This is a genomic window from Oceaniferula marina (assembly GCF_013391475.1).
In the GTDB taxonomy this organism is placed as follows: domain Bacteria; phylum Verrucomicrobiota; class Verrucomicrobiia; order Verrucomicrobiales; family Akkermansiaceae; genus Oceaniferula; species Oceaniferula marina.
This window is the reverse complement of sequence record NZ_JACBAZ010000017.1, coordinates 1-25,305: the sequence shown is the minus strand read 5'-3', so window position 1 is coordinate 25,305 and position 25,305 is coordinate 1. Positions and strand designations below refer to the sequence as shown.

Genomic DNA, 25,305 nt, shown 5'->3' with positions numbered 1-25,305 from the left:
GGAGACATAACAAAAAAAGCCACGGTAGCGATGAGCCACCGTGGCTTTTTTATGTACGAGTTTTTTGAGTTCTCAGGGCATTTGCTGCAGGGTGATCGTTCCGTTGGAGTCCGTGCCACCGTCACTGTGCATGGTGGCGCGCAGGCTGTAGCGGGCACCGGGTTTGAGTTGTTTGACCGGCAGGTTGTAAACGTTGTCTGAGCTTTTGCCGCCCGTGATGCCAGGGTGTTCATCGCTGTGGATGACCTTGCCGTTTTCAAGGAGCTCTACTTTATCGATGTCCATGCGGTGTAGGCCTCCAGTGTATTGGAAAACAACCTGATAGTTGCCAGGGGATCGAAGGGCTTTGCTGAGGTCAAGACTGACCTTGCTCGCTTGTTCTGATACTTTTCCTGAGGACCACGTGCCGATTTGCACGCTTTCCAAGGCCGAGCTTTTAATGCTCATGGTATGCAGGGTGGCGTGAGGCCCCCGTGGAAGCTTGTCTCCCATCCGGGTGAGTGGGCAGACCATTTGTTTGCCGATGCTCTGGATGAGTTTTCCATCGACGTAGAGTGAAGTTCGTTTTTGTTCTCCGACAAAGGTGAGTGTGACTTTTTGATCCAGTGGCACCTGGTAATCAAAGATGAGGATGTCCGGGTTATTGGAGGTGATGGGCTCGTGACCGTATGCCTGGTTGGCACGCACGCAGGCAACACCGCGGCGGGTAATGTCCTTCTTTTGTTTTTTGTCGTGGCTCTTGTGGGTCAGGTCGAGATAGAACGCCGCGAGGTCGGATGAGAGCAGGATTTCGTCTCCTTTGACATCGTTGTGACGTGTCAGGGTGACACTGGCTGTCCATGGCCACTCCAGGTTATCGGCTTTGAGTTTGAGTTCCGGGTTGGTGTTCGGAATCAGGAGTTTGGCTTTTTCGAGATTCCAGACGGTGTCATTGGCTGCTACCGCTTGCCGTTGGGTCAGGGTGACGAGTGGGATGTTTTCGATCAGAGGATTGGCGTATTCTTGGAATGCCTTGTGATTGGCTGCACCTTTGGTTCCCCAGAGCTTTTCACCCATGGCTGCCATCGCGGGAATGGTCAGGCGGGTGATTTCGTTCCAGGTGTATCCGGAAGGACCGTAGTCGTTCCAAACGTGGAGTTTACCACCCATCAGTCCGGGGTCTTCCGGGCTGAGTTGCCCTTCGGGTTTGCCGGAGAACTGCATCGGGGTCCACTTATCGTAGATGAAGGTATTGTTGACGCCGTAGTATGGGGCCCCGGGCACGATGTAGGTATAGAAGTGGGAGGAATTGACCACTTTGTATCCGGCCGCCACTTTGTTTTTTGCATCGGAGGTTTCCCACATATCGATGATGATGGAGGTGTCGGGCTCGGTTTTGCCGGGGAGGTGTTCGTATCCAGACCAGGTCCGGACGGTTTTACCGTGTTTGGTGGTGATGTAGTTATTGAGGTGATTGATGTATTTACGGAAACGTTCGCCCATTTCCTCCCGTTCTTTTTTGTCTTTGATCAGTCCGATCCGGTATTCGTCGGTGCCGATATGGACGAGCTCGGCATCAAAGAGTGGGCAGACCTCATCCCAGATTTGTTCCATGAAGCGAATGGCATCGGGATTAGCCAAATCGAGGTAGGCGAGTCCGAAGCCGTTGCGGTTCATTTCCTTTTGCGCGAGTTCCGGGCGGTAGGTGGTGAATGCGAGTGAGTGGCCGGGGGAATCAATTTCCGGAACGATGACCACACCGTGGAGTTTGGCGAAATCTTGGAGCTCACGGATTTCTTTGAAGGTGTAATGCCCGTCTTCGGATGCGAGGCCAGGGAACTTCTTGGATTCCAGTCGGTACCCAGGGTAGCGGCCCCATGAGTTGTCGTTGAGGTGGAGGTGCAACTCATTGATTTTCATCCAGCCCATGATGCGGATCCAGTCTTTGAGTTGGGGCACCGGCATGAATTTTCGGCCGACATCGACCAGCACTGAGCGGACAGGATATTGGGGGGCGTCTTTGATCGTTCCTTTGGGGAGTGTTCCACTGCGGAGTAACTGCTGCAGGGTGCGGGTTCCATAGAAGATGCCGGCCGGAGTCCCTGCTGAGATGCTGGCGTATTTTCCAATGACGATCTGATAGCTTTCCTTCCCTTTGATTTGCTTGTCCAGAGTCAGGACGATGCTACCCGGTGTGATGTCCGTTTTGGCAAGAACTGTGGGGGTGCCGGGCAGTTCCGATGCAAGTAGGTCGGCAATCGGCTTTAATGCCTTTTGCTGGGACGGGTTGATGAAAATGGAGGACAGGTTCGGTTTGAGGGAACCTTCAGCACCATCCCAGCTCTGGACAGCTGGTACGGTATGGGGCTGCGGGTTCGGGGCTGCTTCCAGAGGAATGAGTCCCCCAAGGACGAGAGAGAGTGAGAGGATCGTAGGTTTCATAATGTGGTCGATAATATACAGGCTTAATGATGGGGATATTAGCCGGGAAGATTCGTTTTGATGCGTCATATTTTTGGGAGTAACGCTTCAGCGTCTTTGCTTTGGACCCAGCCTGATGTGCCATCGGCTAGACTCACATGGAGCCAGGGGCCGCGGCGGGCTTCGACCCGCAGCAAGGAGGCAGTGGGGAGTTGCCTCGGTTGGGTTTCCACCCGGTGGGCTTGCCGGTAGAGGTGGGTATCTTGGAGAACCAATGCTTGTTGCTCCGGCTGGGCGAAGCGACGGTCATCAGGGTAAGCACGGGTAGCAAAAAATCCCAGAGCCGCGCTGACGGGGGTGATCACGAGTAGGGTGATGCAAAGAGTCTTGATCTTTATTCGTGAGCGTAGGGCAAACAGGCTGGCAAGCGACAAGGCCGCTAGCCAAAGTGATGCATGGGTGATGGTGATGTATGATGAAGGGTTCATCGCCGTTAGGTAGAACTGCCATGGCCGATACTGGGGGACGATGGATTGTTTTTCGAGTTCGACATAGCGGAGGTTTTGTCTGGCAGCCTGGTGCCGGGGGCTGGCAATCAGGGCTCTTCTCCACGCAAGACAAGCTTGGCCAGGGTGGTTGAGCCGGTGATGGCAGTTGCCGATATTAAACAGCACATCTGCTGGTGTGTTGTTCGGGTCTGGATAGAGGTCCTGATAGATCGTGATGGCCTGTTGATATTTTCCGGATTTCCATGCGTCTCTGGCTTTGGATTCTGATGCGATGAGTTGTGAGCTCAGCGCGATTGTCAGCGAGAGTAGCATGATGCTGAGTTTGCTGAATGCCTTGAGGTGTTTGATCACTGCGTGTTTTTCTTCCTGGGAGATGTCATCGGTTGTGGATGGGCTTGGCAGAAAGCAGAGTTGGTCCCGCTGCTCAAGGATGTGTTGGATCTGTTTCTCTGAGGGGGCTGTTGCATTGGGCTGAGTCATTTCGGTAGGAGAAGGGCGCCAGCGTTCAACGAAATGGCCTGCGAGGCGGAAGAACTCGCTGCGTGTGTTGGTGGAGGCCAGGTCTGCCAGTGCTTGCTGTTTGGTGATGGTATCCGGGTGTTGAATCCGGTGGGCTCGAATGCGCTTCCACGCCGGGATCAAGAGGAGGATGGTCAGCAGTCCGGCAGGGATGAGTTGCCAGTGGCGCATGAGTCCTGCTGCCGTTGACGGGTGACGGGGGCGATCGATAAAACTAAGAATCCCTCGCATTTCTTCGGGAGGTGTTCCCAGCTTTTCTGCTCGCTTGTTGTTGGTTGCTTGGTTGAGCATGTTGCCAGCCGTCGGGGTGATACTGACGGGGATGGGGGCGGTTCTCAGGGTGTGATAGCTTGCGCGGTCGGGGTCAAAGTAGCTGAGAGTGTGTGGGGGGATCGTGCTTGGCAGTGATCCGTTGTCGGCGCGGCGTGGACGAAGGAGTTGGCGGTAGGTGAGGGTCCCTTGAATGAGCCGGCGTTCCTCGCCTCGGGTAACTTTTGAGCTGTCGATGATTTTCCACGTCGGCTGGGCCAGTTCCGGGGCTTTGACGGCTTCCAAGTTTCCCCGGCCTTGAATCCGGAGGATGATTTCGGTGGGCTCGTCTTCGCTGAGCTCGGTTTGGGAGCAGTAGGATGCGAGTGTGAAGCGACCGATGGCGCCTCGAAAACTTTTGGGAGCTCCGTCAGGGAGGGGGAGAATGGTGAACTCGATGGAAGGGATGCTGAGCTCGATGGGAAAGTTGACCAGAATCGAGCCTCGCAAGGGGTCGAGGATGGATCGCCTGACGACGATACGGATGGGGGCCGGGCCGAAGTCAGCTTTTCCGGGGGTGATACCGCTGAGGGTGGTGTCGAAGGATGAGGCTAGGTAGCTGATTCCATCGATGGTGACCTGGGTGTTATTCCGGGTGTCAGGCAGGGAGAACCTCCAAGCCAGGCAGTTCTTTTTTTCGGGGTCGGGTAAGCCCCAGCCGTTGGTCGCGACCGGCAGTTGCTGAGGGACGTAGATTTTCAGGGTGACGGGGCAGCGTTCACCTTCGTAGAGTGTTTTTTTACCAGCAAACCAGCCGGCGAGGATTTGATGTTTCCCGATCCCTGAATCGAGTGGGGTGAGGTGTTCGGTGGGATAGACTGTGAATGGGAGTGTCGGGGTTTGGTAGGTGACGGCTCCAGATCGCAGGGCAATCCGAGGGATGGTGTATTTACCGGGTTTGATGGGGGTGAGGCGGAAAAGAAAGGAGGTTCGAATCTGACGTTGGCTGTCGATGTAGGAGACGGAGCGGACGAAGTTGACGGCGGTGTCAGGGATGACGGGCGTCAGTGGTCGGTTGTCGATCTCGGCTCCATGTAGGCGAACGCTCAGGTAGGTTTGTTCACCTGGGACGAGGTGTCGGCTGTTGATGGAAGCTTCAGCGTAGGGGGTAAAAGACGACGCGGTGGGCTGCTTTCCGTGCAGGTTCGGCACCCCGAGCAGCATTAGGATAAGCAGGCTGGAGCTGATGAGTTTGGATAGATGTTTCAAGGAGTGGGTCACGGTGTTTACCAATCTTTGGCTGGACGACGAAGGTGGAGGAGTCGGCGCTGGACCGGTCTGGTTTCAGCGTCAGCATTTTCTTTCAGGATGCGGGCGGCGTAGGCTTCATCACTTTCACCTTCTTTGCGTTCGAGTTGATTTTGCTCGGGTTGATTTTCTGGTTGTTCGGGATTCTTGTTTTCAGGGCCGTCGTTGTTTTTGGGGTCATCGGGTGAGTCTTGGTTTCCCTTGCCCGACGGGTCTTTGGGGTCTTGGTCCGGGTTATCTCCCTGGCCGTCGCCTTGCTGGTCTGATTTTTGTTGGTCATCTCCCGAGTCCTGGCTTTGCTCAGAGGATGTGTCCTCGCCTTGGTCTTGTTCCGTTCCATTCTGCCCTTGTTTGAGGAGGTCGAGCAGGCGTTGCACGTTCTTTTGATTGCTTTTAGCCCGAATGTTTTTCGGGTTGAGGTCGATCGCTGCTTGATAGTGGCTGATCGCATCCTCCCACGAAGTGATAACCTTGTTGAGGTCTTCCTTGCTGATGGTTTTTTGTTCTTTGTCGGTTGCCTGGGCGGAATCGAACATCTGGCCGAAGATGCTGTTGAGAATTTGGAAAAAACCCATCTCACCGGCGAGTTCGGAGCGCAAGGTTTGGAGGCCGGAGCGGAAGAGCGACTGGGCGAGATTGTAGTGGCTGTTTTCTTGGAGGGCTGGGTCGTTGGAGAGCAGCGCCATTGAGAAAGCCTTGTTGGATTGTTCCCATTTTCTGAGTCGGTAGGCGGAGCTGCCGATCGCAAACTGAACGGCTGGAAGGTCATCGTCGTCCACCTCGTTCAGCGCGTGTTGGAAGAGTTTCAGGGCGTCTTGGTAGTCACGCCGCTCATACGCTTGTTTTCCACGCTCTAGAGCTGCCGCGTGGACTGAGGTTTGAGATGTCAGGCAGAGCACACTTAGCAGCGCGAGTGTGGCGGTATTCTTTACCATGCGGGGAGGGGCGCGAAACAGGCGGGAGCGAACCAGCATGGAGAGGATCAGAAGGAGAACCCCGGGAAAGAGGAACCATTGATAGGTTTCGTTCGGAATGGTTGTGGTTCGGCCCTGTTGCTCGTTTTGTTTTAATGATTTGAGGGTGGAGGCAATGCTTCCTCCTACGCCGGATGATGCAGGGTAGTAGCTCCCCTTGCCAGCTCGAGCCAGAGTGTCGAGAGCCCCATCATTGAGTTGACTGAGAACCGTTTGGCCGCTGATGTCCCTGAACTTTTGATCGGGGCGTTGGTAGTCGGGGATGATACCTCCGTTCTTGCTGCCAACTCCGATGGCACAAACGGTCGTTTCCGATTCCCGGATGGCGGCTGCCGCCAGGTCGGTTTGGTCGGAGTGATCTTCGCCGTCACTGATCAGGACCAGAGCATTGGCTTTTTGGTTGGTTTTCTCAAAAGTTTCGATCGCGAGAGTGACCGCTGCCGGCAGGTTCGATCCTCCGCTCGGGATGACATCGGTATCGAGTTGGCTGATGGTTTCGTGGACGGCGGTGTGGTCGATCGTGAGTGGTGCCATCAGCACAGACGCCCCGGAAAAAGCGATTACGCCCACCCGGTCGTTGGGGAATTCTTCAAGGAGCTCGAGGGCGATGGCCTTGGCTGTGGCCATACGGTCTGGTGAGCCGTCGCGCACAAGCATGGAGCGTGAGGTATCAATGGCGAGAAGGATGTTGCGGGTTCGGATTTCTTCGGTGGTGATGGTTTCGCCCGAGTAGGGGCGGGCGATGACCAGAATCAGCAGTGCGGATCCAAACATGGCCAGTCCGATTGAAAGCCAGCGCTTGAGTGAGGACTCTTGTTTGACCAGCTGGCTTCTCAGCCGGGGGGCAACCAATCGTTGCCATGCTCTGCTTCTCCCCCGGTCGGTGAGAATGGCACCGAGGAGGATGAAGGGCAGAACCAGCAGTAAGGCTAGCCAACCTGGATGAACGAAGGACATAAATGAGGAATTAAAAAAATGTTAGTCTCAGGGGGCGGGTGGAGGGGTGAGGGATTGGATGGTCAGGGAACTCAGGGCGAGGAGTAAGGCTGCCGCGGTCCAGAGGGGAAAGAGTTCGGTGGTGGTGACCATACTGTGCTGTTTGATGTCGGTTTTTTCAAGTTGGTCGATGCTTTTGAAGGTTTCGCGCAGTTTGTCGGTATCGCGCACCCGGTAGTATTCCGCTTTGGTGATTTTTGCGATTTCTTCCAAGGTTTTGGTATCGAATTCTTGTTGGGGGTAAGCTTGGCGGCCGTTGTAGAGTCGGCCTTCTTCGGTGCCGATGGCGATGGTGTAGATTTTGACTCCGAGGGTGGCCGCATGTTTGGCGGCTTCGAGTGGAGCGAGTTGTCCGGAGTTATTGGAGCCATCGGTGACGAGGACGACGACCTTGCTTTTGGATGGGCGCTCCTGGAGGCGGGTGCTTGCGGCGGCGATGGCGGAGCCGACGGCGGTCCCTTGTTCTTTGACCAGTCCGGGTTGGAGTTCGCGGAGTTGGCCGATGAGCCAGTCGTGTTCGAGGGTGATCGGGCTGGTGACGTAGGGGCGGCCAGAGAAGGCGATGATCCCGATTCGGTCATTCGGGCGTTGGCGGATGAATTGTTCAGCGGTGGCCTTGGCGGCATCGATGCGTTGGACCGAGCGGCGGTTCAGTCTGAAATCGATGATTTCCATGGAATAGGAAATATCGATGGCGAGAACAATATCCACACCGCTGGCTTTGCGGTCGGAGAATTCCTGTTTCCATTGGGGGCGGGCCAGTGCGATCACGGCGCAGGCCAGAGAGAGCAGCATCAGGGCAAAGGAGATCGAGCCGGGGAAACGTTTGGGTTTTTCCCCAAGTCCGATGAGGATCGAGAGTGTAGAGTAGGTGACGGACGATGTGGACCCGGGCCTTCTACTCAGGAAGAGCAGAGGGATCAGCAGGAGCAGGGCGATGAGCCACAGCGGGTTGGCGAAGGTGAAAGGCAAGGTGTTGATGCTTGGTGATTGGCTATTTGTGTCGCTTAGAGATTTGAGCGGTGACGGTGTTTGTTTTGCTGGCGTTGTTTATCGTCGGGGTCGCCGACGTTGATTTCAATGCTGGCGATGAGTTGGTCGGCTTGATCGATGAGATTGGGGATATCCGCCTGACTTTCGGGGATGTATTTGATTTGGGAGAGCTCGTGGAGATAGAGGGTCACCGGTTCCCGTGAATCCGGGTGAACTTGTTCCAGTGCGGAGTCCCTCAGGGAGAACTCCTCATTGGTTTCAAAGAGTGCCGGGTCGTGAAAGGCTGCTGCCAGATAGCGGCGTAGGATCAATGATAGGTGAAGGGCCACGCCGTGTGGCGGGAGGTTTGGAGCCTCTTCTCTGAGCTTTGCCAGTTGTTCCCTGGCCCGATCCAGCATCGTGGCTTTGAGTTTGTGTTGTTTTCTTTGACGAATGAACTGGATGAGTAAGCCCGTGAAGATGATGCAGGCAAGGATGACGAGGCTGATGAGCCACCACGGAGTTTCAGTCTCCGGGAAGAAGTCGTTCGGTTCGGTGATGTCGTGGAAATCGGCCAAAAAAGTTTGAGCTGGTGGTTAGGGTGTCAGCTGTTGCGCCGGCGGGTCCGGTTTTTGAACAGTTGATGAAGTTGGGGGAGGTAGTCGGTGTGGGTGCTGAGTTGGAGGTGGTCGATGCCTTTTTTTCGGAACAGGTTGGTGATGCCCTCCTGATGTCTGCGGGTGAGTTTATCGAAGCCCATGCGCACGTTGGCGTTGTTGGTGTTGACGGTGGTTTGCCAGCCGGTTTCGGGGTCGGTCAGAGTGACTTTGCCTACTTTGGGCAGGCGTTGCTCCATGGGGTCGGTGACTCGCAGGGCGATGGTATCATGTTTACTGGCCAGGGCCCCGAGTGGTCGCTGAAGGTCGTGGCAGAAGAAATCGGAGATGAGGAAAACAAGGGCCCGGCGTTTGACGGTGTGCAGGAGAAAATCGCAAGCCTTTGGGATGTCGGTTCCCGGGGATTCGGGATCGGCTGCCAAGATTTCGCGGACCATCCGAAGGATGTGGCGGCTTCCTTTCGCTGGAGGCAGGTAGAGTAGGGGGGCGTCGGCGAAGAGCAGGAGCCCGGTTTTGTCTCCGTTGATATTGGCGCTGAAGGCGAGCACGGCCGCAAGTTCGGCCGCGAGTTCCCGTTTGCTGAGTTGTTGGCTTCCGTAGAGGGTGGATGCGGAAACGTCCACGGCGAGGATCATGGCGAGTTCCCGCTCCTCTCTGAAGGTTCGGATGTAGGGGTGGTCTTTTCTGGCGGTGACGTTCCAATCGATGAAGCGGGTTTCATCACCGTGTTGATACTCACGGTAGTCTTCAAAGTCCAGGCCACTGCCTTTGAATGACGAGTGATACTCCCCGCTGAAGGACTCTCTGGCGAGCCGACGAGCCTTGATTTCGAGCCGGTGGACGCGGCGCATGATTTCATCAATGGAGTCGGGAGTCATGAGAGTGTGGATAGTCGGCAGTGAACGAAAGCAGAATGCTGTTGGAATCGAGCTTTGTCAATCGGTGAGGCTGGTAGGTGAAACGTTGTGGAAGGGAAAAATATAAGAGGAATGAGGGAGTTTTTTCACAGGCTGGAGTATTTGGACGCAGGCTAGCAAGGAATGCGTGCTGATTGGTGATTCGTGTTTTGCATCCGATCTTGAATTGTGGCAGTATGCAGGTGTGAAACAACTGACACCAGAGGCGTGGACAACGATTGTTAAACCGGGCAGCCGGGTGTTCATTGGTTCCGGCGCTGCGGTTCCTTTTGCACTGGTGGAATCGATGTTGGCTTCGGTGTCCTCGTTCCACGATGTGGAGTTGACCCATATTCATACCATCGGTGAGATGCCATGGATCGCCAAACGATATGACGATACCTTGCGGACGAATACGTTTTTTTTAACGCCGTCGATTCAGAAGGCGGTGGCCGCTGGCAGAGCTGATTACACGCCTTGCCCGTTGTCGGATGTTCCGTCGTTGTTTGGCGGGCATTTGTTACCAGTGGACGTGGCTCTGATTCAAGTCAGTCCGCCTGACGCTGATGGTTATGTGTCCTTGGGGGTGAGTGTGGATGTGGTGAAGTCGGCAGTGAAGGCTGCACGCACGGTGGTAGCCCAGATCAACCCGGCCATGCCGAGAACTGGCGGGGATGCCCGAATCCCCATGCGTCGAATCCACTATACGCTTGAAGAAACACGAGATCTCCCGACGGTGGATTGGGCGAAACCCAGAGAGGCCCAATTGATTGCAGCCCAGTATGCGGCCCAGTTGGTGGAGGACGGTTCGACGATTCAGGCAGGCTTGGGGAATACGCCCCAGATTGTATTGGCGGCCTTAAAGAACCATCGGCATCTGGGGATTCACACTGGTTTGTTTTCCGATCCGATGCGGGAGCTTATCGAGTGTGGTGCCGTGGATAACTCTCGCAAACGTTACCATGCGGGTAAGGTGGTTTGTTCTCACTTCATCGGCAGTCAGAAGTTGTATGATTTTGCGGATCAGAATGAGATGTTTGAAATGCGGCCCTCCGATTGGGTCGGTGATGTGGCCCGGATTGGGAAGAACGACCACATGGTGGCGATTCACGGTGCCTACGAGGTGGATTTGACCGGGCAGGTGGTTCGGGATTCGCGTGGGCACAGGTTTTATGGTGGGATGGGGAGCACTCAGGATTTCATCCGGGGGGCTGCGCGCAGTAAGGGGGGGCGGCCATTGATTGTGTTGACCTCGATGTCTGACGACGGCAAGAGCTCGAGAATTGTTTCCGGTTTCAAACCGGGCAGTGGCGTGAATACCGGCCGTGGCGATGTGCACTACGTGGTGACGGAGTACGGGATTGCCCGCCTGCGGGGCAAAAGTATCCGGGAGAGGGTACTGAACATGGTGGAGGTGGCTCACCCGGACCAGCGGGAAAAATTGTTGCGAGACGCCCACAAGTGGGGGTGGATACCGAAGTTTTATAATGTCACCCCAAAGGGCGTGGCCGAACGGACGGAAGCGATTGAATCACGAAAAGTGAGTTTCAAAGGTCGTGAGTTTACTTTCCGACCCCTCCATCCGAGTGACACCCGCTCGCTACAGCAGTTTTTCTATTCGCATACGGAGGAGACGGTGAATATGCGATATGGTCATCATAAAGACCGGATGAGTGATGAAGCAGCCTACAAGTTGAGCTCGGTGGATCAGTCTGTGGATCTGGCCTTTGCCCTGTTCGAGGAAAAAGGGCAACGGCAGGAGATCGAGGCGATTGGCCGATTCTATCAGGACCCTTCCGGCAAGTCCGCCGAGGTGGCATTCATGGTGGGAGAAAAGGTGCGACGTCTGGGGATGTCCAAGTTTTTGTTGGGAGAGTTGGCGATGGTCGCGCAGAAGCGTGGGTTGAAAACATTCTGGGCTTCCGTGCTCAAACGCAACAAGCCGATGGCTGCGCTTTTCCTCAAGTACGGAGCGGAGCGTGAGGCCTACTTCGGCGAGGACAGCGATGAATACACAATGAGTGTGGACCAGCTGGTCAAGCTGCTCGATAAGAAAGCAAGCCAGAGTAAAAAATGACCAGCAGACGGAGCTGATACCAACTCAACATGGGTATGATACCACTCCGTAAAACAGACGAGACGATTGATCATTGTTGAGGTATTTGGAAGAGCACTGCGTGATCCATGAGAGTTCCGGATGAATGACTCCTTTGGCTTTGTTTCTCCTTAGTCATGGTGCCCGCACCATTCCTTCGTCGCGCCTTGCCAAAGAACTCATTCATCTCGGCAATCGTCCCGTCTGTTTTGCTACTTGGTATGATACCATTCTCCCAGTTAAATTGGCAGAATGGTTTGGGTTTAAGATGATGAGTCAGTCAGCAAGCTGAACGGCAAGGGGGCACTGAATCTTTTAGATTTTACCGTTGTTGCGCGTCGGTTGCATAGCCCGCTATGCGCCTTCCTTGCGCCTAGTTAAAATCGAAAACCTTCAGTGCCATTCAGCCAATTTAACTGATCAAATGGTATTACTGTCGAGAGAGCCTGGGGATGCCACGTTTGAGGAGCTCGGCATCGATGGTATCGGATGTGGCAGCATCCAGATAGATGGTTTTCGGATGGCCGTCATCAAATTCAATGGTATGGAGGCCGTCTTTCCCCGGTTGTTGGAAGGCTTTGATCAGGCTGGCGATATCGGCGATCGGCTGGCCATTGATTTTGCCGATGATCTGGTTGCTGATACGTTCGTATCCGGTTGTTGCGGGGGTGGGGATGGTGGCGCTCAGGAAGACCAGCGTATTGCGTCCTTCTTCATAATCTTCGGGGGACGAAAGCACATCGAGGAGGTTGAGAGGTGCCGAGCTCTGCCATTCTTTGCCAAAGGCGCGCAGGTAAGTGGCGGATAGTTCCTGAAAGATGAAACCTCCCTTGACGAGAAATTTAGGTGCTTGATCGTAGGTGAGCGATGGTACGAGACGTTTGCTGGCTCGGGTCAGGGTGGCGGTGAGCTGTTTTTCTTTCCCTTCACGCAAGACCGTGAGTTGGATGGTTTCTCCCACGGCGTGGCTGCCGCGGACGAGGTGGCTCCAGAAAACCCGGCCGTAGTTCGGGTGGCTGTAGTAGCCGCGGCGGCCGATGGCATGTTCGTTAATGGCGACCAGCACGTCTCCTTTTTTCAAGCCTGCAGCTTCGGCTGCACTTTTATTCCTGATGCGGGTGACGTAGAGGCCCCCAACGTCGTCCGGCAATTTCAGCCAATTACGGAAATTCGGGTCCACCGTGCTGCTTACTCCGATTCCTAACGAGGGAACACCGATGTATTTCCCGTCTTCAGCATCAGCGAGAAAGGCCGAAATGATCTCCGGGGTCATGATGTCGATGATCTGGTCTTTGGAATTGTAGCTGGAAAGCAGGCCGAGAAGTTTGCCGTCACGGACAACCGGCAGGGTGAAGCTACTGGAGGCACTTTGCATCGAGCCTTTGGCTTCATAGGTTAGAAAAAAGTTCCCTTCGGCAAAACTGGAGACCACATCCACGCTCTGAATGGTGGCTTGGGTGACCAGTGGCATGCCATTGTCTTCCAACTGCCAGACGTCGACCTGATCGCCAATTTTCGCCGGCGTCCCCAGACTGAGTGGGCTGAGTCCTTGGAAAAACCCTTCGGTGTCGCCGTTGTCGGGCGAGAGTAGGGCAAGGTTGGTTTCGTAGTCAATGGCCACGACTTTGGCTGGAAGTGTCCGGGTGCTGTCGGCATTTTCCAGTTCGATATAGGAGGCGTCCGCAGCCATTTCGGCGGTGGTGAGCACGCGGTTGCCACTGAGTAGGGCTCCGAGAGCCCGCCGTTTACCTGGTGCCGATTTATCCCATGGCTGGGAGGGGTTCCAGGATTGGATGGTGGCATTGACCCTGATGACGGATTTGGATACCGCTGAGTCCGTATTGTCTTGTGCGGATAGGTATCCGGTGAGGGTCAGGCAGGTGAGGGCAGTGAGTAAAAATTTCATGGAAAGAACGGGCAAAAGAGTGAAAGTTCGGAGAGATAATTAGAGCTTGTGGCTGGTGTTGATGCCGTAATTGGACTGGGTGCGTCGGCTGGCTTCGGCCGCTTTGTCGCCAGGGATGACGATGGGGCGCTCGAGCCCTTCGCATTTGATCACAAAAAACTCAGGGGGAGTTTCAGGATGCAACAGTTCGTGTGCTTGTTGGAGCGAGGTGATTTTCTCTCCGTTGATCGATTCCACTGCGGTGCCGGTGTGGCCGCTGACGTGGGTGTTGACGGGATCGGCAAGGATGCGGGTCAGGATGACGATGTCTTTGCGCTCTTTGAAGATGGCCTCATCAATGTAATGGGCAAAAAGCCTACGCACGCGGGTGTTACTGAAGCTGTGGGCTGCGTAGAGGTTGCGGTCGAGGGGTTGCAGAACCAGACCCGCAAAGGTGGTAAAGCGCGGTTTGACTCCGTATTGGACCGAGTACATACGAGCCTGGGGGAAGGGTTTCAACGTCACCTGGGTCTGGACGACTTTGCCCTCCCGAATCAGGTCGAGTTTGATGGTGTCGCCTGAGAATTTCCGCTCGACGATTTCGTTCATGTTTACCTTTTCACCGTCGATGAGGATGTTGCCGGCGGCATCCACGGTGTTGCCATTGATGGCGGTGAGGATGTCGTTGTCTTTGACCACTCCGTCACATGGGCCTTCCGGAGTGACGCGGGCGACCAGCACCCCGGGGTCATTTTGTTTGAGCCCGAATTTTTTACGCATTGCCGGGTTGAACAGTGGGAACTCGCTGATTCCGAGATCGACATAGTGGTCATATTGACCATCTTCGATGTCTTTGAGGAAGCGGCGGATGACAGGTGTCGGGATCATGTAGCCGGTGTTGTCAGCAGAGCGCAGTCCTTGAAAGGCGACACCGACGACGTGGCCGTTTTGCAGCACTGGCCCTCCGGAGTTGCCCGGGTTGATCGCAGCATCGATCTGAACGACGAGGTGCATATCGGATCGAGTGTGGCTGTAGGCATTAAAATCGATCCGGGAAACAACGCCGCGAGTGACGGATATGCGGTTGCCTCCAACGGGATAGCCGATGACACGCACTTGGCTTTCAAGTTTTGGCACGGCTCCGATTTGCAAGGTTTGGAGTCCGACAAAGGCAGTGGGGTCGTCGACCTCAAGCAGGGCGAGATCGCAGTCGTGGGCGATGTGGACGATGCGTGCCGGGTGCTTGCGTGGGGATCCATGTTTGGTGATCAGCAGGCGGCGGGCGTTGGATACTACATGGGCGTTGGTTAAAAAACGATTGGGGCCGATCAGGAACCCGGTGCCGATTCCTCCGCTGAAGCGGCCGGCTTTCCATGGTTCACGGTAGTTGGGGACCTGGGTGGCGGCTTCGATTCTGACGATGGAGCCGTAGATTTGGTGGTCTTGCTGGTTGGCGGCCGGAGCGGCGGGCAAGGGAGCCAGTGGGTTGACCTCTTGGGCCGAAAGGGGTAGGTGGGCAAGGGCGGACAATGATAGGAGGGAAATGCCGAACAGGCCAATGGGCTTAATCATGCGGAGAAACTAGGCGCATTTTATCACAATGGAAGCGGAAATGTGTGATCCCGGGGGATTTGTGCTGTCCCATTTTCGATTTGAGATCAGGGGAGAATCAGGTCGTCTGAGGTGTGGAGTTTGCGGTCGGGGCCTGCTGAGCGAATTTCCATGACCGTCCGGCTGATGGCGTGGAAAAAATAGGGGGTTCCCCAGTGGTCGATTAACTCTCCCTCTCGGTTGATCGACGGGTGTTTTGCTGGTAGGAGGGCAATGCCTTTTACGTTTTTCCCGGATAGAGCTTTGGTGATTTCCTCGTTTTCTCCGACCGGAGCTTGCCCCAGGAGTTGCTGGTATTGGAGGACGAGTTTATGTAGGCTGTTGATTTTCGAAGACGCATCTCCGTCCGAACTGTGGAGTTGGTCAATGAGCTCCCGGTCATAGACCTCGGTGATCGATTGATTTTTCGTCGGAGATTGAGGCCGCGGTGTCTGCTTATCCGGTCGAGCTTGCGTATTCCCCCCCCCGGCATCGGGAGTCTGGCCCAGGCGTGGCAGCAGGTAGAGCATGGCCACGGTGAGAGCGAGGGCTGCGATCAGGTAGCGATGGCTGGAGCGCATGATGAGGCCTGTTCGAGTTAGAGAAATCCGAGGTTGGCATTGGAGCTGCTCAGCGGGTCATCAAAGCGGGGGAGATTGGGAAAGATGGTTTCCAGTTCGCTGCTGCCGACACCCAACCAATTGGCAAAAACGGCGGCGTATTGGTCAACGGAGGTGTCCGGTATCCAGCGGCCTCGGGAGCTGCTGGAGTCGAAAGATCCGCTGTTGCTGCCTGTTTTCAAAGGATTGAAATGGCCGTAGAGGTCGCCGCCGTTCACGCTTCCCCCCATGGTGATGCAGTGTCCGCCCCAGGCGTGGTCGGAGCCGGAGGTCGCGGCATCTTCACCATTCGGGGTGAAGGTCCGGCTGAAATCGGAAGCGGTGAAGGTGGTGACATCATCAAAGACCGCAATGGCTGGATCTGCCAGAGTGTCACGGAAGGCTTTCAGGGCGTTGGCCAGCTCAGCCATCAGGTTGCCATGTGAGTTGAGGTGCACCTGGTGGGTGTCATAGCCGCCGACTTGGACAAAGAAGATTTGGCGGTTGTTTCCGAGGGTGCTTCGTCCGGCGATGAGCTGGGCCACCATTTTTAATTGGTCTCCGAGGCGTGAATCGGCGCTGGCAAATTTGGCATCAAAATCCACCCCGGTAGCGGCTGCTGCGGTGGTGGCGGCTGTGATCACGCTTTCGGCTCCCCGAGCTCGGGCGTAGACCTTGGCGTATTCTTCTTCGAGCAGGTTGTCGTGGGTGAGCTGCATCACCCGTTCGAGTGCCTTCAAGCGTTGGCCCGTGTCCGAGGTTTTGTATCCGGCGGCCGGGTTGGTGGGGTCGAGGTAAGCGCTGGCGTAGTTGGTGCCGAACCCTTGCAAGCTCAATGCGCCTGAGCGTGTGACGGCATACTGGGTGACGGCTCCGCTGGTTCCGATTTGAAAGGAATTCATGCCGTCGAGCGAAACGGACATGGAGACTTTGGATCCGGTATTGTAAGAGGCGTGGATCAGGTCGGCAATGCGGCCGCCCCAGCCGGAGGTGAATGGTTTGTCGGGGATTGACGACTGCCATTGCACTTGTTGGTCGGAGTGGGAGAAGAGTTGCGGGGGCACGGGCACGAGGTCGTTGCGATACTCTTCCCTGGTGGCAATGGGGTAGGAAAGGGTGCCGGCATTGCAGACAAAGGCGAGCTCCCCATTATTAAAAAGTTCGGCAAGTGGTTGGGCTTCGGGGTGGACGCCCATGGCTGGGATGCTGGCTCCAAAATGTTTTTTGAATGCCTTAGTGGTGGCGGGGATGTTTAAGGCGTGGCAGTTGGTTCGGTCCAGAGCGAGCACGCCACGTGCGGTTTCGTAGTCTGAGCGGAGTTCGTCGCTGGCAGGATCTCCGATGGGTAAAAGCATGTTGTTCGAGTCGTTGCCACCATTGAGAAAAACGCAGACCAGTGCTTTGTATCCGCCCGCCGGAGAGCTCCCTTGGGCCATGGCTGCTGTCATCAGGCGCATATGGGCCAGCATGTTGACCAATCCGGTGACTCCGAGCGAGGCACAGGCAGATTGCCTCAGGAAATCGCGCCGGGATTGCAGATGTTCTTTCTGATGTTTTTTCATGACTACTTCTGGATGATCGATTGGGGGCTGGTGGCGATGAGATACGAGGCAACTTTGATCCGGCGTTCGAGCACGTAGAGTTGGTCGGCATCATTATCGTTATCGTCTTTGGATTTGCTGTAATTGACCAAGGTCTCGATGATGATGTCCCTTGGGTTGTTGGCATCGCTGGAACCCGCAAACGTATGTTTCAGTGATCCGGAGCAGAGCAGGAGGTCGAGGTGGTCGGTGAGGGCGGTGCAGGCTTCACGAATTTTTTCCGGGTTGTCGAAGGTATTGCTGTCAGCGGAGCTCACTTTGCCGTCTTGGTTTTCATCCATGATAGCGAGATAGGCTTTGGCTGCTTGAGATTCCAACGAGCGGTCGGGGATGAGGTAGTGGTCTTCACTGTCAGCTTGGTTTGGGAGTCTGGATCCGCCGATGCCATTTCCTGTATAGGTGAGATCGTAGCTCACGTTGATATTGGCGATGGTCATGTTTTCGGTGCTGATTTGAAATTCCGGTGCCACAAGACCATTGGTGGCGAGGTTGCCAGTGAGGGTGAAATCGGGTAGGAACCAGTTGAACACGCTGGGGGCCTCGAGCGGGGTCTGCCCGAGCGTCTCGTTGGTGCTGTTCATTCTCGGACGGGACGTTCCGGGAGGGAAGAGGTGGGTGTCGGAATAGCCGTGGTTGTCCAGCTCGTTGAGTGGGAGTTTGGTCTGGCTTTCTGTGGCACGGGCGAGAGCAACGGCATGGATGAGCGGTTCTTTTTTCTTGCCGAAACTAGCGGAATCTGCGGCTTGGAGCGAGCGGGCTTCGTAGTCGAGCAGGATGGCTTTGATGACGGCTCCGAGGTTGCCACTGCTGTTGTTCCAAACGGTGGACACCCGGTGGATGTAACCAGCGGAAGGATTGGATGTCACCAGTCGTTGGATGAGTCGACGGCTGATGAAGGGGGCGGTGTTCGGGTGCTGGCTGAGTAGGCTGACAACGGCATCCAGGTCTTGCTCTCCGGTGTTGGTCTCGTTGCTGTTGATCGTTTGGCCTAGGATGAACTTACTGCCGGTATCATGGTAATCGGGGATGACTTTCATTGGGTGGAGCCAGCGGGTTTGGTGCTCAGTGCCACCATTGCTCCGGTTGATGCTGTCGTTTGGCAGCTCGCTATCGGTGGCCGCATCATAGGCCATGGAAAAACTCCAACCGGTGAAGACTCTGGCCATTTCCTTGATGTCGGATTGGTCGTAGGTTGCAATGGGAAGCCCGGTGTGTGGGTCAAGTTTTGCCGAGCCGTCGAGGTGGAGCTCCAGCAAACCGATGGAAAATAACTGCATGATTTCCCGTGCGTAGTTTTCATCCGGTGCGACGAGGATGTTTCCCTCACCGTCGTAGATGGCTTTTCGATTTCTCAGGTGTGAGAGGTAGTAACCCATGATGGGATGGATGGAGACTTCTTTGAGTAGGTTTTGGTAGGATCCGAAGGCGTGGTTCTTCAGTGCGTCGTAGTAATGCGAGTGTCCAAGGTGGCGGTCATCAACCACGCCGTCGGCGGATGATGTGACAAAGATCTCGGAAAGGGCAAAGGCTGCGCGCTGACGCAATTGATCGGGAGCGTAAAGGGCCAGTTGCCACCACCCTCGGCGCCGATTCGAATCGCTGGGCTCGTAATCGGGGTCGTAGTATTCGGCTTCGGGGTCACCGGTGTAGATCGCGATCTGAAGTTTGTCTGCCGATTCGACAAGGTGGAGCAGTGAGGGGGACTCCATCGCTATTTGTTGGTCGATCCAAGCGGAAAAGGCTGCGATTCGGTCCCCTCCGTGGTCATTGATCACCCGGTTTCGGAGTTCGGTGACCAGCTCGGTGGTGGGGCCGAAGGTGGATTGAGTGAGGAAGCGTGCGATGTCACGGTCGAGTGCGTCTCCTGTGAGTGGGGTGACGGCTGGTGGTGTTGGTGGGGGAAGCAACGTGAACGAGCCGTTGGTCCGGTGGAAATCTCCCCGGATTTCACCACTTGGGAAGTTTTCGGTATGAACGTTGATATAGAAGCGGCTGTTGTGCAGGGCATCCAGCACGGCCTGATCTGATGTCAGGAAGTGCCGGGCGGCGAAGCTCCATGGGTGGGCATCGATTTGTCCTTTGTCGAGGGTTTCGAAGTGGGGGCCGTTGATCGGGTTTTTCAGATGCACATGGGCAGCATCAACGTTGGGTTGCGGAGAGGTGAGGCCGCTGAAGCTCAGGTTGATGGATCCGATTTCGTTATCTCCCTGGACCAGAATGGTGGCCAGGCCGCTTGCCGAGCTGTTGATGTCCGGGGTGGGAGCGAGTTGGGCTACAAAGAGCGTGGCGTTGCTTGGGATATTTGTGGCATCACAAATTCGGATGGAAGCATTGATGGAGGTGTTGCCCAGAGTGCAGGTCAGGGTTTCGGGGACTTCGGTTAAAAAATCGGAGTTGGGATGGATGATGAGGTCCGTGCTGGAGGCTCCAGCCGGGATGGTGATGCTACGCGTCAGGATTTCTCCGCTATTGTTTTTAGCGGTGAAATCGGAGGCAGAAGCGGAACCCTTCGATGGATTGCTGTGGCCACTCCAGTGGAAAAACAGAGTAAGCGGAAAGCTTGTGTCGCCACTGCGGTTCAGAGTGAAAGCCGCGCTTGTGTTTTCCTTTTCAAAAGCCGTGTCTGTGCTCGCGCTGAGGGTGATTTCCCCGTTCTGAATCGCAGTCAGCTGGGCGAGTAAAAGATCCCGGTCCGTGAGGCCGGATCCTTGGGCAAAGGAATCCGCCCGTTCTGGATCAAAACCACTCAGCTGTCGCTCTGCCCAGTCGGGGATGCCATCGAGATCCGTGTCGGTATCAATGGCAACCATCCGGTAGAAGGTGTGCTCATCGTCCTGATTGTTGAGGATGGTGTCGAGCCTCTCTCCATCTGCCAGAGTGGCTGAACCTTGAGGTGTCCACTCCAGGAGGTTGGTAGAGGAATAAATTTGGTAGGTCTTTCCTGCTTGGGTCGGGCTGGTAATGAGAATATTGCTGCCGCTTTGCAGTAGATCGCTGATCTGGTGCACGGACTCGGGATCTCTCGGGTCGGTTCCCGCCATCGACTCGTCCTGGTTGGATTGGCCGTCTCCATCGCTGTCGCTGGCTCGGTTTTCCGGAGTGTCGACCAATGAAGAGGCTTGGTAGCGGTGCTCCCAGATGTCGCAAATGCCATTACTGTTGAGATCAATCAGGGCGTCTGCGGCGGAAGCCAAGGCGAGGGGGCAGGCGCTGCAAAGCACAGTGGACCGGATGGAGATACGCTGGAGCATAGGGATTTTGTAAAAGAATCGAATCCCCATTCTCTCTCAAATCCAGAGAATGACAATGAGATAATCGATCTCTTGCTCGCGATGTGCCGTTTTTGAGCGGGGCCGACCGTGTGCTCAGGCTGGATTGTTGATTTTCCAGCGATGAACAAAGGCGAGCAGTTCCGGCATGAATACTTGGAACTGGGAGTCCAGGGCTTCATAGTTTGAGGTCAGGTCCTCCATGCCTTTGGCTATGGGACGAATGCGGGGGCTTCGATGAGAAACCTCTTCCAAAGTTAATGCCATACCCTCCAGCGTGGAGTAGCGCATCAGCCAGTTTTCCCTTTTCATGATGGGAAACATCTTACCCAGCCGGCCAGCTAGCCACTCGGGGTGATCTTCCATTTCTGAATAGATCTGTTGGCAAAAGGTTTCGAGAGGGGAAGCATGGTAGTCTTTCCAATGGATACTGAGAAAGTGGTCCCAAAAAAGATCCACCATAATACCGGCAAAGCGTCTTCGCTCGGGGTGAATCATACGCCTGCAGCGGAGAAAGGCAGGGTGCGAATCTGTAAAGCCATCGATGAAACGGTGCATCTGAATGCCTCGGACAACCTCTTTGGGGAAGCTCGCGCAGTGTTGTTCGATGGGGCCACGAGCGAAGTCCCCCAGCAGGTTGCCGATGCGGGATGCTGCCGAGTCGTCGGCAAGGAGGAGGTGAGCGAGAAAATTCAAGTAGGCTGGGGGTCGTTCGCTTAGCTGGTGGAGGCGAGCGTTTGCTGCCATTGCTGGATGCGCGTGCTGAGGAACTTGATCCAGGATGGATGATCGTTCATGCAGGGGATCAAGCTGAGGGACTCCCCTCCGGCTTCGGTGAATTCTTCTACCCCGCGCATGCCGATCTCTTCGATGGTTTCGAGGCAGTCGGAGACAAAGGCCGGACACATGACCTTGATTTTTTTAACGCCTTCCTGACCGAAACGCTTGAGTTCGAAGTCGGTGTAGGGCCCGAGCCAAGGGTCGCGCAGGAGCCGGGACTGGAAAGAGATGGCGGTTTTTTCCTGAGGGACACCCGAAGCTTCAATAAAGGCCTTGGTGGTTGCCAGGCACTGGTGTTTGTAGCAGGTGGCGTGGCAGGGGTGGGCGTTTTCGCAGCAATCCTCCCGCACCAGGCAGTGGGCGTGTGAGGGGTCGGACTTCCGCACCTGCCGCTCGGGGATGCCGTGGTAGCTGAACAGCAGCAGATCGTCGTCGTCTTCGAAGTGCGGCTTGGCGCTTTCAACCAGAGCCTCAATGTAGTCGGGGTCCTGATAGAACGGTTGCAGCAGCTTGGTTCTCATGTGAGGTGCCTGGCTGTTGATTTCCTCCATGGCTTTGACCACGGCGGTTTCGTAGCTGGACATTGCGTAGTGGGGGTAGAGGGGCATGATGAAGAGGTCGGTCACCCCTTCGTTGACGATTTGGCGGATAATGTCCTCAGTTGAGGGGTTGCCATAGCGCATGCCAAGGAACACGGGGATGTCGACTTGTTCGGATACCAGCTTTTGTTGTTCTTTACTGGTGACGATCAGAGGGGAGCCTTCCTCGGTCCAGACCTCGGAATAGGCTTCCGCGGATTCGGCCGGACGTTTTGGGAGGATGAAGAGTTTGAGGATGAGCTTGCGTTTCCACGCGGGGATGTCGAGCACGCGTTCGTCGCTGAGAAATTCGTCCAAGTAGCGGCGGACATCCGGGACGCTGGTGCTGTCAGGAGATCCGAGATTGAGTAAGAGGGCTGCGGCTTTGGTCATGGGAAAATGTCTGGAAAAAGAATAGCTGAGAGTCTGGATTTGGAGTGCTGTGAAACACAAAGAAAGGAGCTCGGGTGAGGAGTCGCTGCACTTTAACGGGAAATGCTTAATTGTCCACGGATAATCAAACTCTGTCCGATGCCTGCCGTGTCAGTATCGCGGGTTCTTGTTTCCTCCCTTCGAGTGAGCTTTGTGTCATGATGGAGATTTCGAGATTTCCATGGTGAACGGGTGTGTATAGGATGAGCGGATCATGATGAATAAAAATAGCTCGTCCCAGTCGGGATCTCAGTATTGGAAGAGGAATTTGTATGGGTTGGGGATCAATCTGGCCATTTGGTTTTCGGTTAGCTTCGGTTGCGGCATTTTGTGGCGCGACTGGTTGGATATTCATTTTCCCCCAGTGGGGCATGCGCCCTTTGGTTTTTGGATGGCCCAGCAGGGTTCTATTATTGGCTTTGTTGTGATTCTCATCGTTTACAGCGTGATGATGAACAAGCTGGACGCCAAATACGGATTCACCAACAAGGAGAAGTAAGATGACCCAAGATCACTGGAACTTTATCTTTATCGGAATTTCGTTTGCTCTTTATATTGGTATTGCCGTCAAATCCCGGGCGGCGTCGACCAAGGAGTATTATACGGCAGGAGGGGGCGTTTCGCCTTTTGCCAATGGTATGGCTACCGCTGCCGATTGGATGTCTGCCGCAACCTTTATCTCGATGGCCGGCACTGTGGCCATCACCGGCTACGATGCGTCCCGTTTTTTGATGGGGTGGACGGGAGGCTTCGTTTTGTTAACTGTGCTGATGGTTCCCTTTCTTCGAAAATTCGGAAAGGCTACCGTGCCTGATTTTGTCGGTGACCGCTATTATTCCAGAGTGGCCCGTGGTGTGGCCGTCGTTTGCGCGATTTTTATTTGTATGACTTATATCATGGGGCAGATGCGGGGCGTCGGGGTCGTCTTTTCCCAGTTGTTTGGTATTGGTATCCCGGCCGGGGTGATGAGTGGAGCGGCGATTGTCTTTTTCTACGCAGGTCTGGGAGGGATGAAGGGGATTACCTACACCCAGGTTGCCCAGTACTGTGTGATGGCATTTGCTTATACCATCCCCGCCATTTTCATTGCGATTGCCCTGACCAATAATCTGGTTCCCCAGCTTGGGCTGATCGGTGATTATACCGTAGGGGGCGAGCATGTGCCCTTTTTGGAAAAATTGAACCAGATCAATACGAAGCTTGGTTTTCAAGAATACACTTCTGGGAAAATGTCGACGGTGAATATGTTTTGTATCACCGCGGCTTTGATGTGTGGCACGGCTGGCCTGCCTCATGTGATTGTTCGTTTTTTCACGGTGAAGAATGTGGTGGCCGTGAGGAAGTCTGCTTGTTGGACCTTGGCGTTTATTGCGGTGATTTATTTGACGGCGCCGACGATCGGAGCGTTCTCCCGGGTCAATTTGATTCAGAAGTTACATCAGACGGCGTATGTCGAGGCGCCAGGTTGGTTTAAGGAGTTTGAAAAAACCGGGCAGATGGCGTGGGTGGATAAAAATGGTGACGGGAAAATCCAATACTTTGGTCCCGGCAAATCCGAGGCCCAGCGCAATGCGGTGTTCCAGGGGAAATCTCCGGTGTATCCGCAGTATGATGCTCCGAAGGATCAGCAAGTGGGCCCGCATGGGCAGCGTCTGCTCGCCAGTAAGGCGGATATGTCGAACCCGAACGAGCTCTGGTTTGGAAATGATATTATGGTCATGGCAAATCCGCACATGGCTGGATTGCCTCCTTGGGTGATTGCCTTGTTAATGGCTGGTTGTATTGCCGCCGCACTTTCAACCGCAGCCGGTTTGCTTTTGGTTCTCTCGACATCGATATCCCACGACTTGATGAAGCGCATCGTAAATCCCGATTTAAGTGATAAGGACGAGGTGCGATACGCGCGTATGGCATCCTTTGCCGCTCTGGCTGTAGCGACGTATTTTGGTATCAACCCTCCGTCAGCCTTTATTGCGAAAACGGTGGCCTTTGCCTTCGGTCTCGCCGCGTCATCCTTTTTCCCAACCTTGTTGATGGGGATCTTTTCCAAGCGTATGAACCGGGAGGGTGCCATCGCAGGGATGATTTGTGGGATTACCTTCACGATTAGCTATATTGTCTACTTCCAATTCCTTGGAGGTAAAACGGAGCATTACCTCTGGGGGATTTCTCCGGAGGGGATCGGTTGTATTGGGATGTTGATCAATTTTGCTGTGGCCTCATTGGTTTGTGTCTTCACGCCGGCGCCCCCTGCGGATATTCAGGCCATGGTGGATGGTATCCGGGTTCCCGTTTCCGAGGATGGTGGGGAGGATGTCCCTCCTCCGGTGTCCCACTAAGAAAGTCATTGGAATTAAGTCGTAAAAAAGTCTTCGAATCGCGTCGGGTTTCCGGCGCGATTTTTGGTCTCCAAAAGGCCAAATTTGCATTTTGAATGATCGCTGGGTCAGATTGGTGCGTTTTTGGTCGTGGATGATCAAAAAAATGATTTGGTCTTTCCCTTGTAAATCAGGGGGTTGTGAAGGGGGTGGTAAAAAAGTTGTAATTTGATGCAGAAAGATCTTGCGGAAAATGAAATTTTGAGTAGGTTCCGCCCGCCGCTCCGAAGGGAGGGCACGCGAGAGACAGTAAGTCGATCGGGAACACTACGAGAGTAGCAAGCTTGAGAGAGCAGATTCCGATCGGTTTTTTTATCTCCGCGTTACGAGTTCTTTTACAATGTTGGTCCTGCCTGAAAGGCGGTGAGAGCGATGAAGCAAGTATGGTGCCAAGCCTGCATGTGGAGTGATTGCCGGACGGTTCAGACAGGAAGGAAGGGGGAAGATTGAATTGTGCGCTGTGTGTCGGTTTTAACCGGTGCGCAGAATATGTAGAGGGAATGGAGCTTCGGCTTCAGTCTTTACTACTTGTCAATTTGGTAAACGTAATTACGTCCTGTGTTCTTCAGTGATGGAGATACAGGAATAGATACAAAGCCTATAACTGTTTAAAAGGATCCGATGAATAATCGGTCATTTATACGGAGAGTTTGATTCT

At 54.8% G+C, this 25,305-nt stretch carries 16 protein-coding genes; 3 read left to right on the top strand and 13 right to left on the bottom strand.

The genetic code is table 11. From position 1 onward, the window contains the following. Positions 1 to 72 precede the first annotated feature (72 nt). From HW115_RS18525 to HW115_RS18500, 6 genes are all read right to left on the bottom strand, one after another. The gene (locus tag HW115_RS18525; RefSeq protein WP_178934917.1) at positions 73 to 2,421 is read right to left on the bottom strand and encodes a beta-N-acetylhexosaminidase; all 2,349 of its coding nucleotides are present in this window, start codon (positions 2,419 to 2,421) and stop codon (positions 73 to 75) included. A 65-nt stretch (positions 2,422 to 2,486) separates the two neighbouring features. Next, positions 2,487 to 4,946, bottom strand: a complete 2,460-nt coding sequence (locus HW115_RS18520; RefSeq protein WP_227021667.1) for a BatD family protein — start codon at positions 4,944 to 4,946, stop codon at positions 2,487 to 2,489. 17 nt (positions 4,947 to 4,963) lie between these two features. Beyond that, on the bottom strand, positions 4,964 to 6,916 hold the full coding sequence (locus HW115_RS18515) for a VWA domain-containing protein (protein ID WP_178934913.1): 1,953 nt from the start codon (positions 6,914 to 6,916) through the stop codon (positions 4,964 to 4,966). Between the two features lie 27 nt (positions 6,917 to 6,943). After that, positions 6,944 to 7,927 (bottom strand): VWA domain-containing protein, encoded by a 984-nt coding sequence (locus HW115_RS18510; protein ID WP_178934911.1) that lies wholly within the window; start codon positions 7,925 to 7,927, stop codon positions 6,944 to 6,946. Between the two features lie 35 nt (positions 7,928 to 7,962). Next, on the bottom strand, positions 7,963 to 8,505 hold the full coding sequence (locus HW115_RS18505; protein WP_178934909.1) for a DUF4381 family protein: 543 nt from the start codon (positions 8,503 to 8,505) through the stop codon (positions 7,963 to 7,965). A 26-nt stretch (positions 8,506 to 8,531) separates the two neighbouring features. Beyond that, on the bottom strand, positions 8,532 to 9,422 hold the full coding sequence (locus tag HW115_RS18500; RefSeq protein WP_178934907.1) for a DUF58 domain-containing protein: 891 nt from the start codon (positions 9,420 to 9,422) through the stop codon (positions 8,532 to 8,534). A gap of 223 nt (positions 9,423 to 9,645) precedes the next feature. Here HW115_RS18500 and HW115_RS18495 point away from each other — a divergent pair, with 223 nt between their 5' ends. Then, complete coding sequence (locus HW115_RS18495; RefSeq protein WP_178934905.1) at positions 9,646 to 11,517, top strand: GNAT family N-acetyltransferase; 1,872 nt, start codon at positions 9,646 to 9,648, stop codon at positions 11,515 to 11,517. A gap of 448 nt (positions 11,518 to 11,965) precedes the next feature. Here the strand turns inward: HW115_RS18495 and HW115_RS18490 are convergent, their stop codons facing one another. From HW115_RS18490 to hemH, 7 genes are all read right to left on the bottom strand, one after another. Beyond that, entirely contained in the window at positions 11,966 to 13,441 is a 1,476-nt protein-coding gene (locus HW115_RS18490; protein ID WP_178934902.1) for a S1C family serine protease, read from the bottom strand. 39 nt (positions 13,442 to 13,480) lie between these two features. Beyond that, positions 13,481 to 14,992: a S1C family serine protease gene (locus HW115_RS18485; protein WP_178934901.1), complete on the bottom strand. Its 1,512-nt coding sequence runs from the start codon at positions 14,990 to 14,992 to the stop codon at positions 13,481 to 13,483. Between the two features lie 86 nt (positions 14,993 to 15,078). After that, positions 15,079 to 15,591, bottom strand: coding sequence for a hypothetical protein (locus HW115_RS18480; RefSeq protein ID WP_178934899.1), 513 nt, complete (start codon positions 15,589 to 15,591; stop codon positions 15,079 to 15,081). A 17-nt stretch (positions 15,592 to 15,608) separates the two neighbouring features. Next, complete coding sequence (locus HW115_RS18475) at positions 15,609 to 17,171, bottom strand: DUF1501 domain-containing protein (protein ID WP_227021666.1); 1,563 nt, start codon at positions 17,169 to 17,171, stop codon at positions 15,609 to 15,611. Positions 17,172 to 17,173: 2 nt separating this feature from the next. Then, positions 17,174 to 20,461 (bottom strand): DUF1800 family protein, encoded by a 3,288-nt coding sequence (locus HW115_RS18470; protein WP_178934897.1) that lies wholly within the window; start codon positions 20,459 to 20,461, stop codon positions 17,174 to 17,176. A 114-nt stretch (positions 20,462 to 20,575) separates the two neighbouring features. Continuing rightward, complete coding sequence (locus HW115_RS18465; protein ID WP_178934895.1) at positions 20,576 to 21,226, bottom strand: acyl carrier protein phosphodiesterase; 651 nt, start codon at positions 21,224 to 21,226, stop codon at positions 20,576 to 20,578. Beyond that, positions 21,196 to 22,230, bottom strand: coding sequence for a ferrochelatase (gene hemH / locus HW115_RS18460; RefSeq protein WP_178934892.1), 1,035 nt, complete (start codon positions 22,228 to 22,230; stop codon positions 21,196 to 21,198). The genes HW115_RS18465 and hemH overlap by 31 nt, the downstream gene beginning before the upstream one ends. 253 nt (positions 22,231 to 22,483) lie before the next feature. On the opposite strand from hemH, the gene HW115_RS18455 reads away from it, so the two are divergent. Both HW115_RS18455 and HW115_RS18450 read left to right on the top strand, forming a co-directional pair. Continuing rightward, a complete protein-coding gene (locus HW115_RS18455; RefSeq protein ID WP_227021665.1) occupies positions 22,484 to 22,768 on the top strand; it encodes a DUF4212 domain-containing protein in 285 nt (94 codons plus the stop codon). A 1-nt stretch (position 22,769) separates the two neighbouring features. Beyond that, entirely contained in the window at positions 22,770 to 24,608 is a 1,839-nt protein-coding gene (locus HW115_RS18450) for a sodium:solute symporter family protein (protein WP_178934890.1), read from the top strand. The last annotated feature ends 697 nt before the right edge of the window (positions 24,609 to 25,305 follow it).

Coding starts and splice junctions, on each gene's coding strand:
- HW115_RS18525 (WP_178934917.1), bottom strand. CDS start 2,421: ATGAAACCTACGATCCTCTCACTCTCTCTCGTCCTTGGGGGACTCATT.
- HW115_RS18515 (WP_178934913.1), bottom strand. CDS start 6,916: ATGTCCTTCGTTCATCCAGGTTGGCTAGCCTTACTGCTGGTTCTGCCC.
- HW115_RS18500 (WP_178934907.1), bottom strand. CDS start 9,422: ATGACTCCCGACTCCATTGATGAAATCATGCGCCGCGTCCACCGGCTC.
- HW115_RS18490 (WP_178934902.1), bottom strand. CDS start 13,441: ATGAAATTTTTACTCACTGCCCTCACCTGCCTGACCCTCACCGGATAC.
- HW115_RS18485 (WP_178934901.1), bottom strand. CDS start 14,992: ATGATTAAGCCCATTGGCCTGTTCGGCATTTCCCTCCTATCATTGTCC.
- HW115_RS18480 (WP_178934899.1), bottom strand. CDS start 15,591: ATGCGCTCCAGCCATCGCTACCTGATCGCAGCCCTCGCTCTCACCGTG.
- HW115_RS18475 (WP_227021666.1), bottom strand. CDS start 17,171: ATGAAAAAACATCAGAAAGAACATCTGCAATCCCGGCGCGATTTCCTG.
- HW115_RS18470 (WP_178934897.1), bottom strand. CDS start 20,461: ATGCTCCAGCGTATCTCCATCCGGTCCACTGTGCTTTGCAGCGCCTGC.
- HW115_RS18465 (WP_178934895.1), bottom strand. CDS start 21,226: ATGGCAGCAAACGCTCGCCTCCACCAGCTAAGCGAACGACCCCCAGCC.
- hemH (WP_178934892.1), bottom strand. CDS start 22,230: ATGACCAAAGCCGCAGCCCTCTTACTCAATCTCGGATCTCCTGACAGC.
- HW115_RS18455 (WP_227021665.1), top strand. CDS start 22,484: ATGATGAATAAAAATAGCTCGTCCCAGTCGGGATCTCAGTATTGGAAG.
- HW115_RS18450 (WP_178934890.1), top strand. CDS start 22,770: ATGACCCAAGATCACTGGAACTTTATCTTTATCGGAATTTCGTTTGCT.